Raw genomic sequence first — 16,775 nt, forward strand, 5'->3', positions numbered from 1 at the left:
TGATTTCTCTGTCCGATACCGTACAGAACCTGTCCGCTCGTGGACGGCTCAATCCACTCACCGTCAGCAGAATAGCCGCGAATAAGCCTTGGAGACGTACTGGCCATATTTGGCAGACTATTTGCCGGGGATGACGGTAAAAACGATTTTTGGCCTATGTTCCGTAATTTCCTGCTCATGGCGACGCGCAATCTGGCGAAACAACGTTTATTCGCTGGCTTCAATATACTGGGCATTGCGATGGGCATTGCCTGCTGCATTGTGGTATATCTGCTGATTCAGTTCCACTATAATCAGGATACGTTTCATAGTAAAGCGTCAGTTATTTACATGGTCAATCATGTACGTACGACTGACGGTTCGCCTGAGCAGTGGGCTACTTCGCCTGACCCCATAGGCCCTGCGCTGAAGGCCGACTTGCCCGACGTGAAGCGATTCGTTCGCTTTCAGGGCGAGCGGGCTGTTGTAAAATCAGGCAGCAATGTGTTCAACGAATACATTCGCCTGGCCGACCCCGATTTCTTCCGGATGTTCAGTTTTTCGTTGCAGGCAGGTAGCCCCGACGCCTTAACTGATCCGTCGGCAATTATTCTGTCAGAACCGATGGCCCGCAAATATTTTGGGAATGCGCAAGCCATTGGCCAGCAACTGACCATTCTCTTCGGCGATAAAACGAAACGGAATTTTACCGTGAGGGCTGTGGCGGCTCCCTTTCCGAATACAGCCAGTTTCAGCTTCGATATGCTGGTCAATTTTGCCGTCGGGAAAGAGCTGGGCTGGAAAGACAACGACTGGGCCAGGCAGGTACAGGCAACATTTATAGAGCTTACTTCGCCCTCGTCGGCCGATAAGGTGACGAAAGCCTTAAACCGGTACGTAAAGGCGCATAACGCTATAAACCAGCAACTGGTGATCTCCTCGTTTTATCTGGACAACCTGCTGACGACAGCGCAGCATTCGCACAACACCCGTCATGCACTGGCAAGTGGTACGTCACCAACGGGTTTGCTGGTGCTGGGCGTTCTGGCCGGACTGGTACTGCTGATGGCCTGTTTCAATTTTATGAACTACACCATCGCTACGTCGACCAGTCGGTTCAAGGAAATTGGTGTGCGAAAAGTACTGGGCAGTACGCGCAAACAACTCATTCAGCAGTTTATTGGCGAGAACCTGCTTTCCGGTTTTCTGGCGCTCGTGCTGGCGATTGTGCTGGCTGAAACGCTTTTCCTGCCAGCCTTTAGCCAATTAATTGACTTCTACCAGCTCCGTTTTAACCTGATCGATAACTGGAAACTGGTTCTGTTTCTGCTGGTCCTGATGATCGGCATTGGCCTCATCTCCGGCCTGTATCCGTCGCTGTATATCAGCAGTTTCAGCCCGATTAATGTGCTGAAGGGCAAACAACGTATTGCAGGGAACAACGGGTTTGTCAGAACGCTACTGGTCGTTCAGTTTGGCTTATCGATGTTTACCGTAGCCGCTGCCATTGTGACTACCCAGAATGCCCAGTTTATCCGCCATATGGATGTAGGCTATAATCAAAATCAGCTGGTAGTGTTGCGGACAGATTCTGAAAAGAGCTTCAATTACCTGCGCGACGTAGCAAGCCGGTTGCCCGATGTGGTTCAGGTCGCTGGCTCGCAGGATCAGATTGGCCGAGCCGGCGACCAGACAATCACGCTGGAAACCAGTTCCGTTAAATCCACAGCCGATGTATTTCGCGTTGGGTCCGACTATGTAAGCGCGCTCGGCCTACGCCTGACACAAGGCCGTAATTTCCTGCCCGACTCGCCAGTTGATGCCGATCAGTCTGTTTTAGTGAACGAATCTCTGGTGAAAACGATGGGCTGGCAGTCAGCGGTGGGAAAACGTATTCGTCTGGACAACAAATCATATCAGGTGGCCGGGGTGGTGCATGATTTCAACTACCAGTTTTTCTTTGTCAAAATTGCGCCTTGCATTCTCAAGCTAAACCGCTCATCGGAGAACCGGGTACTGACGCTGAAAGTAAATACGGCTGATCTGGCCACCTTGTCAAACCGCCTGAAAACAGAGTGGTATAAGGTAATGCCCGACGTTCCTTTCGAGCTGTCGCAGCAGGAAGACGTGTATTCAGCCAGCTATGATGAGTCGCGCCGGGTTAAGGACGTCTTTACGTACGTCGCCATACTGACGCTCATTATTTCGATTATGGGTCTGTTCGCCCTGGTTTCGCTGTCGATAGCGAAGAAAACGAAAGAAATCGGGATCAGAAAAGTGCTTGGCGCATCAGCTTTCAGCGTAGCAAACCTGCTGAACCGGGAGTTTTTGATCCTTATTTCCGTAGCTGGGATTATCTTTTTGCCATTGGCATTCGTTGCGATGAAAGCTCTGTTCGACAACGTGTACGTCTACCATATTCCCGTTACAGCTGGCTCTTTTGTTGGTGCGTTGCTGCTGATACTGCTGCTTGCTCTGATCACAATTGGGTCGCAGGTCTACAAAGTGGCAATCTCAAACCCAGTGAAGGCGCTGCAAACTGAATAGAGAACAGCCGGGTTTACTGCGGCTGATAGATGCTCAGTTCATCGTCGCCAATCATTTCCCGGCTTACCAAAGTTCCCTGCACTACGGGCGCTTTTATACCGTTGCCCAACAGCATACGGCTCCGAAACACACGCATCTCATCCCACAAACCGGCCTCCATAAACGATTTCAACAGCGTTGTTCCTCCTTCAACCAGAATGGACTGAACGTTACGTTGATGGAGGTCCTGCAAGGTGTCCATGAGCGAAAGCGCGAACGAGTGAATGAGGGGACCGCCAGACGGTGAAATACCCTCATGCGCGCTTTCGCTCCCATGATACACAATCGTCGGCTGGGAACCGTCGAACAGATGCAGTTCCGGAGGAAGGGATAGCGTTCGGTCCAGCACGATACGTATCGGATTTTTGCCCGGCCAAAGGCGCGTGTTTAATCGAGGATTGTCGATGCGGGCCGTATTGGTTCCAACCAGAATGGCATCTTCTTCGCTCCGCCACCGATGAACAAGCCGATCCGAGAGATCACCGCTGATTTTGACGGGTCGGCCGCCCTCTCCGGCAATAAATCCGTCGGATGTTTCGGCCCATTTCAGCAGGATGTACGGACGTTTCTTCTCCATAGCCGTAAAGAAGCGCACGTTTAGGCGACGGCCCTCTTCGTTCATAACACCCGTTTCGACCGCAATACCAGCCGCCCGCAGTTTGGCGAACCCCTGCCCGGCAACCAATGGATTGGGATCATCGTTGCAGCAGACAACCCGCCCGATGCGTTTTTCAATCAGCAAATCCGCGCAGGGGGGTTGTTTGCCGTAATGAGAACAGGGTTCGAGGGTGACATACGCTGTGGATTCAGGCAGTAAATGAGCATCTTCGGGCCGAATCGATAAAATGGCGTTACGTTCTGCATGGGCCTGACCGTAGCGCTGATGCCATCCTTCGCCAATGATCCGTTCCGATCCCGGAGAACCGTGAACAATGACACAGCCCACCATTGGATTCGGACTCACACTGCCCCGGCCGAGCGTAGCCAGTTCGAGCGCGCGACGCATATATTGATTCATGGATTCATTCATGATTTTCGGTTTTGAGGCCAGCACAGCCACAAATTTCTCATCTACAACCGTAAACCGAAATCTGTAAACCGAGTACCCTTAACTGAAACTTCCCTATTTTTGGCAAAATTACTTCGCTAAGCCACATGGCCACCGCCAAACCTCTATACGAACGACTCAGTAAAAATATTACCGCCTATCCGCCGGAAGAAGCGCGTGAAATGGCCTTTATGCTGCTCGATCATTATTTCGGTTTCCGTAAAACCGACGTACTGACCGATAAGCCACTGCCGCCCAATCGGACAGAACCCGACTGGTTTAAAATTCTGGAACGACTAAACCGGCAGGAACCCATCCAGCATGTTATCGGTACGACGATTTTTTGCGGCTTAGAGTTCGAGGTTTCGCCCGACGTATTGATTCCTCGTCCGGAAACGGAAGATCTGGTTCGACTGATCATGCATGATTTTGCCGACCGTACTGACGACGTACCCATTGTTGATATTGGTACGGGCAGCGGTTGTATTGCCATTACGCTGGCGCGGTTTCTGCCCCAATCGGTTGTGACAGGCTGGGACGTATCGGACGAAGCTTTGGCACTGGCTCAGCGAAATGCCCAGAATCTGAAAGCGGATGTTACGTTCGAGATTCAGGACATTCTGAACGTACCGGCCGATTTTGGCAAACGCTTCGACTGTGTGGTCAGTAACCCGCCCTACGTAACGCGCTCGGAAGCTGCCGATATGGACCGTAACGTACTGGATTACGAACCCGATCTGGCCTTGTTTGTGGAAGACAATGATCCGCTGGTTTTTTACAAAGCCGTTGCCAATTTCTGTACCCGCCACCTGACGAAAGATGGGTCCTGCTACGTTGAAATTAATGAACGCTTCGGCGAAGCTACACGACAGGTATTTGCTGACCACGGTTTCCGGAACATTCAGGTGTATAAAGACATTCACGGCAAGGATCGAAGCATCCGGGCAACGTTTTAGAGTCATTGGTCAGTTCGCTTCGCTGTCATCAGGCATTGGTCAGTAGTCATTGGTCATTGGCAATCAGAACTATGAACACTAACCAGTGACCAATGACTACTGACCAATGCCTGATGACAGCGAAGCGAACTGACCATTGACTGAACATGCAATCAACCACCACATTTTTATACCATACAAAAATCCGGGAAGTCTTCAACGAGATGAGCCAGGTTGTGGTTGGGCAGGATCGCCTGCTGAATCGGCTGCTAATCGGGTTGTTTACGGGTGGACATATCTTGCTGGAAGGCGTACCCGGTCTGGCAAAAACGCTCACAATCAATACGTTGGCTAAAGTGCTTGAGCTTGATTTTCAGCGTATTCAGTTTACCCCGATCTGCTCCCGGCTGACCTGATCGGTACCATGATTTTCAATCAGAAAACGGCTGAATTTGAAGTGAAGCAGGGCCCAATTTTTGCCAACCTGATTCTGGCCGATGAAGTGAACCGCTCCCCCGCAAAGGTGCAGTCGGCGCTGCTCGAAGCCATGCAGGAAAAGCAGGTGACTATTGGTGAAGAAACGTTTGTGCTCGATCGCCCGTTTCTGGTGCTGGCCACCCAAAACCCGGTTGAACAGGAAGGTACGTACCCCTTGCCCGAAGCGCAGGTAGACCGATTCATGATGAAGGTTTTTGTGGATTACCTGAGCAAGGAAGATGAGCTGGAAGTAATGCGCCGTATGTCGAACCTCAACTTCGATTATGAAGTACGGCCCGTACTGGGGAAGGATGAACTCGTAGCGATTCGCAATGAGATTAATGGCATCACCATTTCCGAAACGCTCGAGCGGTATATTATCGAGCTGGTGTTTGCCACCCGCCGACCCCTGGAATATAACCTTCGCGACGAAGCCCGCTATATTCAGTTTGGCGTATCGCCCCGCGCCAGCATCAACCTGAATCTGGCCGCCAAAGCCCTCGCTTATTTCGACCGGCGCGATTACGTATTACCCGAAGACATTAAGGAAGTGGCACCAGACGTATTCAACCACCGGATTATGCTTAATTATGAAGCCGAAGCCGACGGTATAACGACCCTGCAGGTGATTGACTCCATTTTACGAAAGGTAGCTATTGGTCGGTAAGCTATTGTGAACGGCTGATGCCTTGTTTGGTGTTTTGATGCAGAAGCCTGACACTCATGAAACCAACTTACGTTTTCCTGCTGATTGCTGCTTTGCTGGCTGCGAGCCTGTGGTTCTACGGCACTTACATTGCGAAGCCCCGGCCACCCCATAAACCACCACCGGGCACTACGTCACCCAATGGCCGACGGGTAGAAAAAACAGATGCAGAATGGCAGGAAATTCTGACGCGGTCGCAATATAACATCACGCGTGGACGCGGCACCGAATGGCCAAATAGTAGCGAACTCACGCACGAGCACCGCCGGGGTTCATACGCCTGCGTGTGTTGCCATAACCCACTTTTTTCTTCCGAAACCAAGTTTGATTCCCATACAGGCTGGCCCAGTTTTTATGCCCCTGTTGTTTCTAACGCCATCTATACCGAACCCGACGGCAATCGAACGGAAGTCCGCTGTTCCGTCTGCGATGCCCATTTAGGCCACGTATTCAGCGACGGTCCCGACCCTACAGGACTGCGGTACTGCATGAATGGCGTAGCGTTGACGTTTAAGCCCGTGAGTCAATAGTCTTATAATTTTAGTTCAAACCCAACCAGCACGTCCTCACCTGACAATGGCTTATCGAAATTAACGATCTGAATTTCACCGTTAGCTCGGAATATATGGGTAGTTTCCGTTTTGGGATCAATCAGCCAGGCCAGCCGACAACCGTTAGCGATCCATACCTCTGTCATTTTCTTTTTTGCAACTTTCAGCAAATCAGTAGCCGAAAGAAGTTCTATCACAAAGTCGGGGCAAATAGGCGGAAATTGTTCTTGTTCACGTTCAGTAAGTGTATCCCACCGTTCACTAGTAATCCAGGAAACGTCGGGCGAACGGGTGCTTCCATCGGGTAGGTTAAATGCAGTAGATGAATCAAAGACTTCCCCCAATTTAGATTGACGATTCCAAATCGTTACATCTGTCGTCAACTCTGAATTTTTACGTCCCGTTTTTCCTACAGTATTAGGCATAACAATAATTCGTCCGTTGGGCTCACGCTCGAACTTATGATCAGGATTTTCACGGCAGAAGAAATAAAACTCTTCCGGCGTCATAATCTGACTAATTGAAAGCGTCATCGGTTGTATAGTTAAGCCGTTCTTGGTTAAAACAAATATACCGAATCAGAATTGAAAGTAAATGAACTGGTTAGATGCGAAGACGCCGAACAGATAGGTGACGCACGTAATGAGGACGAACAAAGCCGCAAACCGAATGGTACTGCGTGTTGGAATGGTCAGGTAGAAATATTCCTTTGTCAGCAGAAACAGAATCAGGAATACACTAAATCCCATTTCGGTGGAGTTCATCGGGCTTTCGATGTGGTCGCCGAAAGATAATGTACCGATACGTCTCAGAATCAGAAACGCATCACTCAGATTTCGAGCGCGGAAGAAAACCCACGTCAGCATGATCAGCACAAACGTAATGACTGTATTAACCACTACGCGTACTGGCGATGTAGGACTTTCTTTATCCTGAACTGGCGAGTGAATCTGCCGGGATGGCGTACTTGAAAAACCCATTCTGGCCAATAACTTGTCGCGCAGCACAGCCAGCACTTGATAGAGCCCGTTCAGACCGCCCCATATGACGTACGTCCAGTTTGGGCCATGCCAGAGTCCACTGGCCAGAAACACAATGAGCATGTTCAAATACTGCCGGACTTCGCCTTTCCGGTTTCCACCAAGCGGAATGTAGAGGTAATCCCGAAACCAGGTGGAAAGGGAAATGTGCCAGCGTCGCCAGAACTCCGAAATAGACTGCGCAATGTAAGGCGTCCGGAAATTCTCCATGAGCGTAAAGCCCATCACCCGAGCAGCCCCAATGGCAATGTCGGAATAGCCCGAGAAGTCGCAATAGATCTGAAATGTATAAAAGAACGTAGCGGCCAGTAAGGTTAGTCCGTTGTGCGCCGACGGATTCCCGTAGGCATAATCGACGAGCATGGACAGCCTATCGGCAATCACCAGCTTTTTGAAAAGGCCAAATGCCATCTGCATCAATCCAGCCTTTACGTTCTCCTTATCGTATTTGAAATAGGTATGAAACTGCCACAGTACGTTCTGCGGGCGCTCGATTGGGCCAGCCACCAACTGCGGGTAAAACATAACGTAGAGTGCATAAATCCCGAAGTGCCGTTCGGCTTTCTGGTTGCCCCGATATACCTCAATAGTATAGCTCATGGCCTGAAACGTATGGAAGGAAAGGCCCACAGGCAGAATGCTAATGACATTCTCTTTAAAGGACTTCACATCGTTCTGACCAAAGAAGCGTAGTACCCTGATGAAGAGCCGATTGCCCTGATACATTACCTCATCGGCCACGCCCGGCATGTGCAATTTCTCAAACAGCAACGATACGTTTTCGGTAAAGAAGCCCAGGTATTTGAAAAAGGCCAGAATGCCAATGTTCGAGATCAGCGACAGGATGAGAAGCCATCGGCGGGCGGGGCCATTCGTCCGTTCAATCCAGATACCCGCAATGTAATCAATGACAATCGTCAGCAGCAGAATCAGAAAATACGCCGGCTTGAAGACCATGTAGAAGTAGCAACTGGCTACCAGCAACAACAGCCATCGCCCCTGCCACTTCAGACTGAAGTAGCTAAGCGTAACGACAATAAAAAACAGTAAGAACTGTAGAGAATTAAATAACATCCAAAGTCGTAAGCTCTTAGTCAGTGCGTCAGTAGTCAGTGGTTATTCGTGGCTGATGCGCCAGGCGAAGGACCAATAACCGATGACCAGCAACTAACAACTTTTTTAATACACCTGATCGACCCGCTCAACAAAATCCTGAAACTGTCGTGCTGGAATAAACTGCGGCTGCGTTCGATACGACAGCACGATAAAGACCAGCAGCAATGAAATCAGAAACGCCTGCAGAATAACAATCAGAAACGAAAACACTAAATAGCTGGCCCAACCCGGAACAGCCGTATCAGTAAACAACCGCAACGTAACCACCACGCCAATACCCAAAAGCGATACAGCCACCATCATGACACAGAACAGAACCAGTCGAACAGCCGTTGTGTCAATCAACACCGATACTGCACTTAGCCCATGCATGACCAGCGACACAAAATTCATCTTGGATTCGCCCGCCAGCCTTGGTCCGCGTTCTAATGGCACGGCCGTGTATGGCAACCGCGACCGAATCACACCACCCGGATAGTTGTTCCAGATCTCCGAAACATGGGTTAGTCGGGGCAGTTGCTGGGCCGGAACATAGCTGAAATTACCAAACGTAATCACCTTACCCGTTAGCAGCCGAAACACCGTTTTGTACAGTTCATAAAATGCCCGAAACAGGAAACTCTCATGCCGTTTGGACCGATGCGCAAACACAATGCTGTTGGGCTGATTCAGGCCCGTTTCCAGTAGTTTAGCAATATCTTCGGGCCGATCTTCGCCATCTGAATCCATCACAATGGTTGGGTACTGCTCAGGCAACGAGGCCAGATACGACAATCCGATGGCGATGGCTTTCTGATGGCCTACATTACGGAATAACCGAAGCACCGACAAAGACTGCCCAATACCAACGGGCAACGTTTCACCATTCATTACCGAGCAATCATCTACAATCAGAAATACCATTCGACGAACCAGACCCGGCTCGCAGACTGACCGAATTCGCTCCAATAATAGCCCGAGAGCCTGCCAGTCATTGAATAATGGAATGACAATATTAATGCGATCTGGATAGCCGGCAAAGTCAGAGTTCAGCACGATCAGGAAGTAGAGGAAGGTAGTAATCAAAAAGCACTGTCGGGTACGCGCACTACGTCATGTTTTCGAGCTTTTCAGCGGTGTGATGGGTTGTCGCTCCTGATCCCGGATAACGTCCCGAAGAACGTAAAGCGGTCGCCCTTTCGCCTGAAAGAATATCCGCAGTACGTATTCGCCGATGAGTCCAAGCGCGATCAGTTGCACCCCGCTGAACAACACGATGACAAACAGAAGTGCCGTAAAGCCCTGTGGTACATCGTGATAAATAAATCGTTTGATTAGCGTCTGTATTAAATAAATCAGGGCTACCCCAATCGTAAGCATACCCAGCCGGGTGATGATCTTAACCGGATATTCGCTAAAATTAAAAATACCGTTATACGCGAGTCGCTGTAGCATCTTGAACGAGTACTTCGATTCACCCGCCAGCCGGGCATCCCGTTCGTATTCAAAGCCCGTCTGGCGAAAGCCAATCCAGCTACGCATGCCCCGAATGAATCGACTTTCTTCAGGCATCTGGTTCAGCACATCGGCCACCCGCCGACTAATCAGGGAGAAATCACCACTGTCAAGGGGTAGGTCAACGTACGAAATCGATTTCATCAGCCGATAAAACAGTGCATATGCCGTGCGCTTAAACCAGTTCTCCTTTCGCTTCTTCCGAATCGCGTACACCACATCAAATCCTTCCTGGTATTTCCGGTAAAAATCAGTCAGCAGTTCGGGGGGTCCTGCAGATCTCCGTCGATAATAAAGAGCGCTTCTGTAGCCCGGGCTGCGGCAATACCAGCCGTTAGAGCAATCTGATGGCCGTAATTTCGGGATAGAAACACGCAATGATAGCGACTGTCTGTCAGAGCTACCTGCTGCATTAGTAAGGCCGTATTATCACGGCTTCCATCGTCAATAAGTACCACTTCAATGGTCAGGGGCGATGCCTCCATAACCGCATTCAAACGAGCAACCAACCGCGGAAACGACTCGGTTTCATTATACAAAGGGGCAACAATCGAAATCTGAGGTTCTGGCAAGGCAATATGGATTGAGTCGGTGGCAGAATTGGCAAAAGTAAGTTTTTTTGACATTAGGGCCATTTTCGACGCTCATTTGTTAAGGAACGGTAATTGTTTGCTGGCTGAACCGAATCGGATTCTCATGTCCATCCGCCGGTGTCAGTACGCCCACCCGGTACTGTCCCGGTGCCAGCATCGGCATAATAACCTCGGCCTGTAAGGTCCGGACGGGCCGATTCAGGTAGAAATTAGCGGGCGAAAACCCGACTGGTGATGGAAAAAGATACGTCCGCTGCTTCGATTGTACAACAACTGCCGACTGATGCACCGGGTACGGAAGCGCATCATAGTTTGTTTCAGCCAGATAGCTATATCCGCCCCCCGTCACACGTAACGCAAGACTCGTATCAGGAGCGAATGAATGAGATTCGCCTTCCAATGACGATTCGTAAGGGGTATAATAAGCTTCTGTCGGATACTGATAGATACCCCGTTTTAATGATTCACTCAAACTCCGGCGAGCCAGATCGATAAACGGCGAACCCCAGTTTGGTCCCAAACCCGTTCCATTATGTTTCTGATTATAAGCACTGGTAAGTAACTGCTGCGTTCGGTACGCAATTTTGGGCAATCGGATAACGTACCACAAGCCCCAAACAACCATCGCCATGCTTACACCCAACCGCAGCCAGCGCTTCCAGGCACGCGGATTTTTGTATTGCTCACTTATTACGTTGAGGTACAACAGCACGACAAGCAAAGCGGGGTAAATCATGTAGTTGCTGATGAGCATAACCGCGTAGCCAAACCGTGGCCGAAGAAAAGCCACAATAACCGCGTTGACCATCAGAAAGGCATAACATCCCGTGAAGAAATAACGCCGTTGCCAGAGCGCACTCATTTCCTGACTGGGCACTACGTTCGTTTTGATCCGTCCCCGGAAGATAGGTTCGTTCATACGCCACAATAGCCAGAGCATCGACGGAATCAGTATCAGGCCGGCCAACGTGGGAAGTATGCTACGTATAAGAATAGATGACTCCGGAAGAAAATCGAAAAGACCACCCGTAAACGTAAAAAATCCGAAAAAGATCAGGTGCGGATGTTCCAGGAAGAATGTAACGCTACTACCGTTGCCCTGTGCGTTCTGAAACCCGTGAAAATAAAGCAGGATGGTAGCCACGCCAACGACAAGCCAGATACCCAATCGAATCCACTGCCGCTGCATGGCCAGCACAACCGCCCCCGCTACCCAGCCGAACAAGCCATTGCTCATCGAAAAGGATGCCAGTACCTGTAGGCTGAGACCAGCAATGAATCGATTGCGCCCTCCATTCGCCAGCCAATAAAGCACCGCCACGACCATTGCCACCACCACCTGATGCTGCAATCCCGTAATTGCCCAGGTTGTTGTGAGATAATATTGCGGCTGAAGCAACAAAAACGGTACTGGCACAAAGGCAAGTAATGGCAGATTGGTAGACCGGAAAACGCGATAAAAAACGATCAGCAGACCCAGTAGAAAGGCAAAAGCCGCAAAAATCAGCCAGCGAAAATTTACGGTACCAGTCAGATTATAGAGCAGGAGCGTAATTAATTTACCCGTTAGAATCCGATGTTCGTTGTTAGGCAGGAGCAGCCAGTGCACTTTCTCGCCAACCGTAGGCGCATCCAGATAGCCGATAATAAAACTCAGAAACGCTTCGATGTCGTCCATCCACGGCACATCGACAATGTAGGTAAACAGCAGCAGGCCGAAGCACAGCACAGGTATAGCCACCAGCACCCGAGCGAGTACCTTCAACCGATTTGACACCAACGACTGATTACCGGATATGTACGCTAGATTCATTTCAGATGGATGCCTGGTTTATCCGTCAGGGTTATCGTTTTTTTATGAAAATAATCAGCCCAACAACGGTTCCAGAGGTGTTTTGGATCGGTATGAATATCTTCTAGAAACAACGAAACCGGGTAATTGGGCAATGGCGCCAGCAAACTTTCCGGGTTGTTGGACTCGGCCAGCTGCCGGTACCGTTCCAGCATAGCTCGGTCATATTCAGCCGCCCGCCCACTTAGCCAGTCGCCATACACAACGGGCAGAACCGTACCAACCGATGCAACACCAATGGCCCAGACAATGGCCACCAGCATCCCTGAACGAATATACGACTGAATCCGAGCAGGCTGAATACGATGACGTAACGCAACAACGAACAGCGTCAGGCAGTACAGCAATCCTAACCAAAAGGCCAGATTAACCAGATTAATCAGCCGTGGAATGGGCGGAATACCAACGCCGTATAGGTGCAGAGATATAAGGGCCAGTACCGTACCGGCGCAATACAATAACCCCAGAGCCGGATGCAGGCGCAGGTAAGGTGGTAAATCGCCAGCTCGCTGACGCGCTTCCACCAGTTTCCAGGCAACGGGCAGATAAAGCAGCGACAAAGGTACCCAGGGGGTCAGAAGCAGTTGCTTTGGTACGTACTCAGCCGCAAAGCGCAGCGATGCCTTGATCGTAAACGGAATATCGCTCCCATTGGGATTGCCCCCCAGACGAATTGCATTCCCCGGTGCTTTCATCAGGTAATAGCACGATACAAGCCCTACGCCCAGCAGGATCAGAATAGCTGCCGATAGCCGCCGACGCTGAATCAGCTCAACAAAAGCAATAAAGCCCAGCACCGACATGACCAGCACCATTGTCATTTCGCTCGACCCAACAATAGCGGTAACTAGCAGACTTTCAGCTAGCAGATAACCCGGCTGTAAACCAAATTCGCGCCGTTGGTGCGCCATTAGCACAGCCAGCAAAAACAAAAACAACGTACTGGAAAGCCCGTAACTGGCTAGCCCTGTGTACCAGTACAGATATTCGGGTATACCAGCCAGGGTTGTGATAAAGCCGATAAATACGCCCATGGCCACCCCAAGTTTAACGGAAGTTTCAGCATAACGGGTAAGCCACTGACTGGCCAGAGCGTAACAACCACCTACGACTAAAGCCAGTAAAACAACCGGGTAAATCTTGTAGCCTCCATACCACCCAATCACAACCGGATTCGTATGGACAATAAAATTGTGGAAGTAGCGTCCGGTCCAGCCATCGTAATAGAATTGCTGAGCCTGCCAGAAACCGTAGTGCAGAACCGTATTGGCAAAACAGTAATCATCGGTTGGCGATGGATGATTATAGGTTGCCAGCGCTATCAACGGCAAAAGTACCACGATGGCAAAAACAACTAAAAGTACAGTTACAATACGCGAAAACGGGGTAGACATAGTTCATTCAGGGCAATTACGTCGAGGCAGGCAAACGCGCTTCGGCTTTGGTAAAGCGGCTATTCAGGAATGGATAGGCAAGCACAGCCGCCAGAATTATAAGTGTGCCGATGTAGAAACCCGACGTCATACGCTCGTCGTTTCCAAAAATCAGCATAGCCAGCAGAATTCCATAAACGGGTTCCAGATTAACGGTTAAAACGGCCATGTAGGGTGTAAACTTACGTAACAGCCGTACGCCCACCGAATAGGCGTAGACCGTACAGACGAAGGCCAGCACCAGCAGCCACAGCCACTGCATAGGTGTTTCGGGAATGTACTGAACCGTTGACATCACTCCCTGCGTATCCATAGCCCGAGCTATCAACCACAGGACAAAGGCACCCAGAACGGCACCCGCCATTTCATAAAACGAAATGACCAACGCATCATAGCGATGCGTAAACCGGCTATTAATGATGGTAAAGAGCGAGGCTAACATAGCTGAAAATACCGCCAGCGCCAACCCAACAACTTTATCAAATTCAAACCGGAAGATTACGTATAGACCTGCCATAACGACTGCCCCCAGAATCACCTCAATCAATCGCACCCGCCGACGTAACACCAGCGGTTCGAGCACGCTGGCCCATAGCGAACTGGTTGCCATCCCGGCCAGACAAACCGATACGTTTGCGATGCGGGCGGCTAAAAAGAACGTTACCCAGTGCAGACCAATCAAAGCCCCCGTAGCCAGCAACCGCCCGCGATCGGATGGTGTTACCAGAATGGATTGCTTTCGATACCAAAGCAGAGCCCCCATTCCCAGAACGGCCAGCAATGTGCGAAACAAAACCACCGCCGATGAGTCGAGTGGCTGTAATAATTTACCCAGAATAGCCGTAAACCCCCAAATCACAACAATGAAATGAAGCTGCAGATAATCTGTAAGCGAAGGCTTGTTTGTCATGAATGAGTGAATGAGCGAATGAGTGAATGAGTGAATGAGCGCCGATTTTCATAATTATTCGCTCATTCACTCATTCGCTCATTCACAATTGCCTTATCTTCGGAATCGTATTGTACAATAATACGCCGATACCTGCAAAAATAGCGTTTGGTAACCAGACCGCCACAATCGGATTCAGGTTACCCGATTCAGCGATACCTTTTGCAAGCATGAAAAATAGAAGATAGGTAAACGCGAGAAAGAAACCCAGCGCCACTTGCCAGCCTACACCCCGGCGGCTCTTCCGGGCCGACATAATGACCCCAATCACCGTCAGAATGATAATGGCAAACGGTCGGGTGTCGCGGCTGTATTTTTCGAGGAGATACGTTTCAACACCATCAGCCCCACGACTTTGCAGTAAATCGATGTGCTGGTTGAGTTCCGGGCGGGTCAGGGTCTCGTACAGGTTAAAATCCGAATCGAAATCATCTGGTTTCAGGTTCAGCGTTGTATCGATGCGAGCACCCGACGTAAGTGTTTCACGCAGACTGTCGATGGTGCGAATTTTATACTCGTATACGGTCCATTTCTTTTTCTTGGCATCCCATTCGATACGGTCGGCGGAGAGTTTTTCTTTAAGCTGGTTTCCTTCTACGCGCTCCAGTGTGAATTTATAACCGGTGTTACTCGCATTGGTGTAGCTTTCCAGATACGCATAGGTTTTGGGCGCAATTTTTAAATGCACATTCCGGCCAGAATAGGTAAAGGCATCATTGATATACTTGATCTCAAATCCAATTCGAGTTTTATTGGCTTTCGGAATAATGTAGTTGACCATAAAATAGGTCGCTACAGCCAGCACCGATGCACCCAGTACGTAAGGAAATAGCAAGCGAATGAAACTAACGCCACTGCTCAGTATCGCAATAATTTCGGTGCGGGCTGCCAGCCGTGAGGTCAGAAATACCGTGGCAATAAATACCATCAGCGGACTGATGTAATTGGCCCAGTAGGGAACAAAGTTTAGGTAATAGTCCCACAAAATTTCGTTGGCAGGTGCGTGGGTTTTGTGAAAGTTATCCACCTTTTCGGTGTAGTCAATCATCACAACCACCAGCACAATCACCAGCACCACAAAAATGTAGGTTTGTAAGAAACGCTTCAGTATATACCAATCCAGTAGTTTCATAAAAGTAGTCAACGGTCATTGGTCAGAAGTCATTGTCTGTTGGTCATTCGTCATTGGGCATTCGTTGCTAGCAAGTTTACACTACAAACCAATGACCAATGTCTACTGACCAGTGACTACTGACTATCGACCAGTAAATTTTTCGCAACCTCGTGGCTAACGAACACAGCCCGTCCACTTTCAATCTGCACAAGTACCGATTTATCGAACGCGTTGATCTCATTCACGGTAACCAGGCTGCCGAGCGTTAATTTAGAATGGTCGAGATGTTGCAGAAATTCTGTCGAATGCTCCAGGACGGCCATCAGACAAACACATTTGCCAACACTGACATCGGACAGCTTTTGGTAGCCGGTTTCAGGCATTTTGCCCGTTGGGGTCGGAATCGGATCACCGTGCGGATCAAACTGCGGGTTTCCCAGATACGTATCCAGACGGGTAACTAACTCTTCAGAGCGGATATGTTCCAGCTCTTCGGCAATTTCGTGAACGGCATCCCAGCCAAAGCCTAACTTCTCAACTAGGAAAACTTCCCAGAGTCGATGCCGCCGGATAATTTGCAAGGCCAGTCGTTCGCCTTCATCCGTTAGCCGAACGCCCTGGTATTTCTTATAGTGAATGAGCTGTTTGTCAGCCAGTTTACGTAACATATCGGTTACCGAAGCCGCTTTTGTCGACGTCATTTCTGCCAGTGCATTCGTGCTCACCTCACCCTGCTGCCGGGTGGCCAGATAATAAATCGTCTTCAGATAATTTTCTTCGGTAAACGAATGCATAAACCACTACGTCCTATAGGGAACGGCAAAAGAAGTATAAACAGTTTACCGGCAAAGGTAGTTTTTATGTTAAACTTTCTAAAAATTTAGACTAGTCTAAATTTTTAT

At 49.6% G+C, this 16,775-nt stretch carries 12 protein-coding genes and 2 pseudogenes; 4 read left to right on the top strand and 10 right to left on the bottom strand.

Annotated features, from left to right (window positions below; genetic code table 11):
• Nucleotides 1-156: 156 nt before the first annotated feature.
• A complete protein-coding gene (locus LN737_RS29680) occupies nt 157-2,526 on the top strand; it encodes an ABC transporter permease (protein WP_405514690.1) in 2,370 nt (789 codons plus the stop codon).
• A 13-nt stretch (nt 2,527-2,539) separates the two neighbouring features.
• On the opposite strand, the gene ribD is transcribed toward LN737_RS29680, so the two are convergent.
• Entirely contained in the window at nt 2,540-3,595 is a 1,056-nt protein-coding gene (gene ribD, locus LN737_RS29685; RefSeq protein ID WP_405514692.1) for a bifunctional diaminohydroxyphosphoribosylaminopyrimidine deaminase/5-amino-6-(5-phosphoribosylamino)uracil reductase RibD, read from the bottom strand.
• Between the two features lie 125 nt (nt 3,596-3,720).
• Here ribD and prmC point away from each other — a divergent pair, with 125 nt between their 5' ends.
• The 3 genes and pseudogenes from prmC to msrB all read left to right on the top strand — a co-directional run bounded on the left by prmC (nt 3,721) and on the right by msrB (nt 6,261).
• Nucleotides 3,721-4,569: a peptide chain release factor N(5)-glutamine methyltransferase gene (gene prmC / locus LN737_RS29690; RefSeq protein ID WP_405514694.1), complete on the top strand. Its 849-nt coding sequence runs from the start codon at nt 3,721-3,723 to the stop codon at nt 4,567-4,569.
• A gap of 146 nt (nt 4,570-4,715) precedes the next feature.
• A pseudogene (locus LN737_RS29695) lies at nt 4,716-5,692 on the top strand (AAA family ATPase).
• 56 nt (nt 5,693-5,748) lie between these two features.
• Entirely contained in the window at nt 5,749-6,261 is a 513-nt protein-coding gene (gene msrB / locus LN737_RS29700) for a peptide-methionine (R)-S-oxide reductase MsrB (protein ID WP_405514696.1), read from the top strand.
• Between the two features lie 2 nt (nt 6,262-6,263).
• On the opposite strand, the gene LN737_RS29705 is transcribed toward msrB, so the two are convergent.
• The 9 genes and pseudogenes from LN737_RS29705 to LN737_RS29745 all read right to left on the bottom strand — a co-directional run bounded on the left by LN737_RS29705 (nt 6,264) and on the right by LN737_RS29745 (nt 16,667).
• Nucleotides 6,264-6,815 (bottom strand): Uma2 family endonuclease, encoded by a 552-nt coding sequence (locus LN737_RS29705; RefSeq protein WP_405514697.1) that lies wholly within the window; start codon nt 6,813-6,815, stop codon nt 6,264-6,266.
• Between the two features lie 45 nt (nt 6,816-6,860).
• Nucleotides 6,861-8,396, bottom strand: coding sequence for an MBOAT family protein (locus LN737_RS29710; protein WP_405514698.1), 1,536 nt, complete (start codon nt 8,394-8,396; stop codon nt 6,861-6,863).
• A gap of 105 nt (nt 8,397-8,501) precedes the next feature.
• The gene (locus LN737_RS29715; protein WP_405514700.1) at nt 8,502-9,503 is read right to left on the bottom strand and encodes a glycosyltransferase; all 1,002 of its coding nucleotides are present in this window, start codon (nt 9,501-9,503) and stop codon (nt 8,502-8,504) included.
• Nucleotides 9,504-9,530: 27 nt separating this feature from the next.
• Nucleotides 9,531-10,558: pseudogene (locus tag LN737_RS29720) on the bottom strand (glycosyltransferase family 2 protein).
• A 25-nt stretch (nt 10,559-10,583) separates the two neighbouring features.
• Nucleotides 10,584-12,338: a hypothetical protein gene (locus tag LN737_RS29725; RefSeq protein WP_405514702.1), complete on the bottom strand. Its 1,755-nt coding sequence runs from the start codon at nt 12,336-12,338 to the stop codon at nt 10,584-10,586.
• On the bottom strand, nt 12,335-13,771 hold the full coding sequence (locus LN737_RS29730) for a DUF6056 family protein (RefSeq protein WP_405514704.1): 1,437 nt from the start codon (nt 13,769-13,771) through the stop codon (nt 12,335-12,337). The genes LN737_RS29725 and LN737_RS29730 overlap by 4 nt, the downstream gene beginning before the upstream one ends.
• Before the next feature lie 16 nt (nt 13,772-13,787).
• Nucleotides 13,788-14,720: a DMT family transporter gene (locus LN737_RS29735; protein ID WP_405514706.1), complete on the bottom strand. Its 933-nt coding sequence runs from the start codon at nt 14,718-14,720 to the stop codon at nt 13,788-13,790.
• Between the two features lie 82 nt (nt 14,721-14,802).
• Nucleotides 14,803-15,891 carry an LptF/LptG family permease gene (locus LN737_RS29740; protein ID WP_405514708.1) on the bottom strand — a complete coding sequence of 363 codons (1,089 nt, stop codon included), beginning with the start codon at nt 15,889-15,891 and terminating at the stop codon, nt 14,803-14,805.
• 116 nt (nt 15,892-16,007) lie between these two features.
• The gene (locus tag LN737_RS29745) at nt 16,008-16,667 is read right to left on the bottom strand and encodes a metal-dependent transcriptional regulator (protein ID WP_405514710.1); all 660 of its coding nucleotides are present in this window, start codon (nt 16,665-16,667) and stop codon (nt 16,008-16,010) included.
• Nucleotides 16,668-16,775 lie beyond the last annotated feature (108 nt).

This window comes from Spirosoma sp. KNUC1025 (assembly GCF_045160025.1).
GTDB lineage: Bacteria > Bacteroidota > Bacteroidia > Cytophagales > Spirosomataceae > Spirosoma.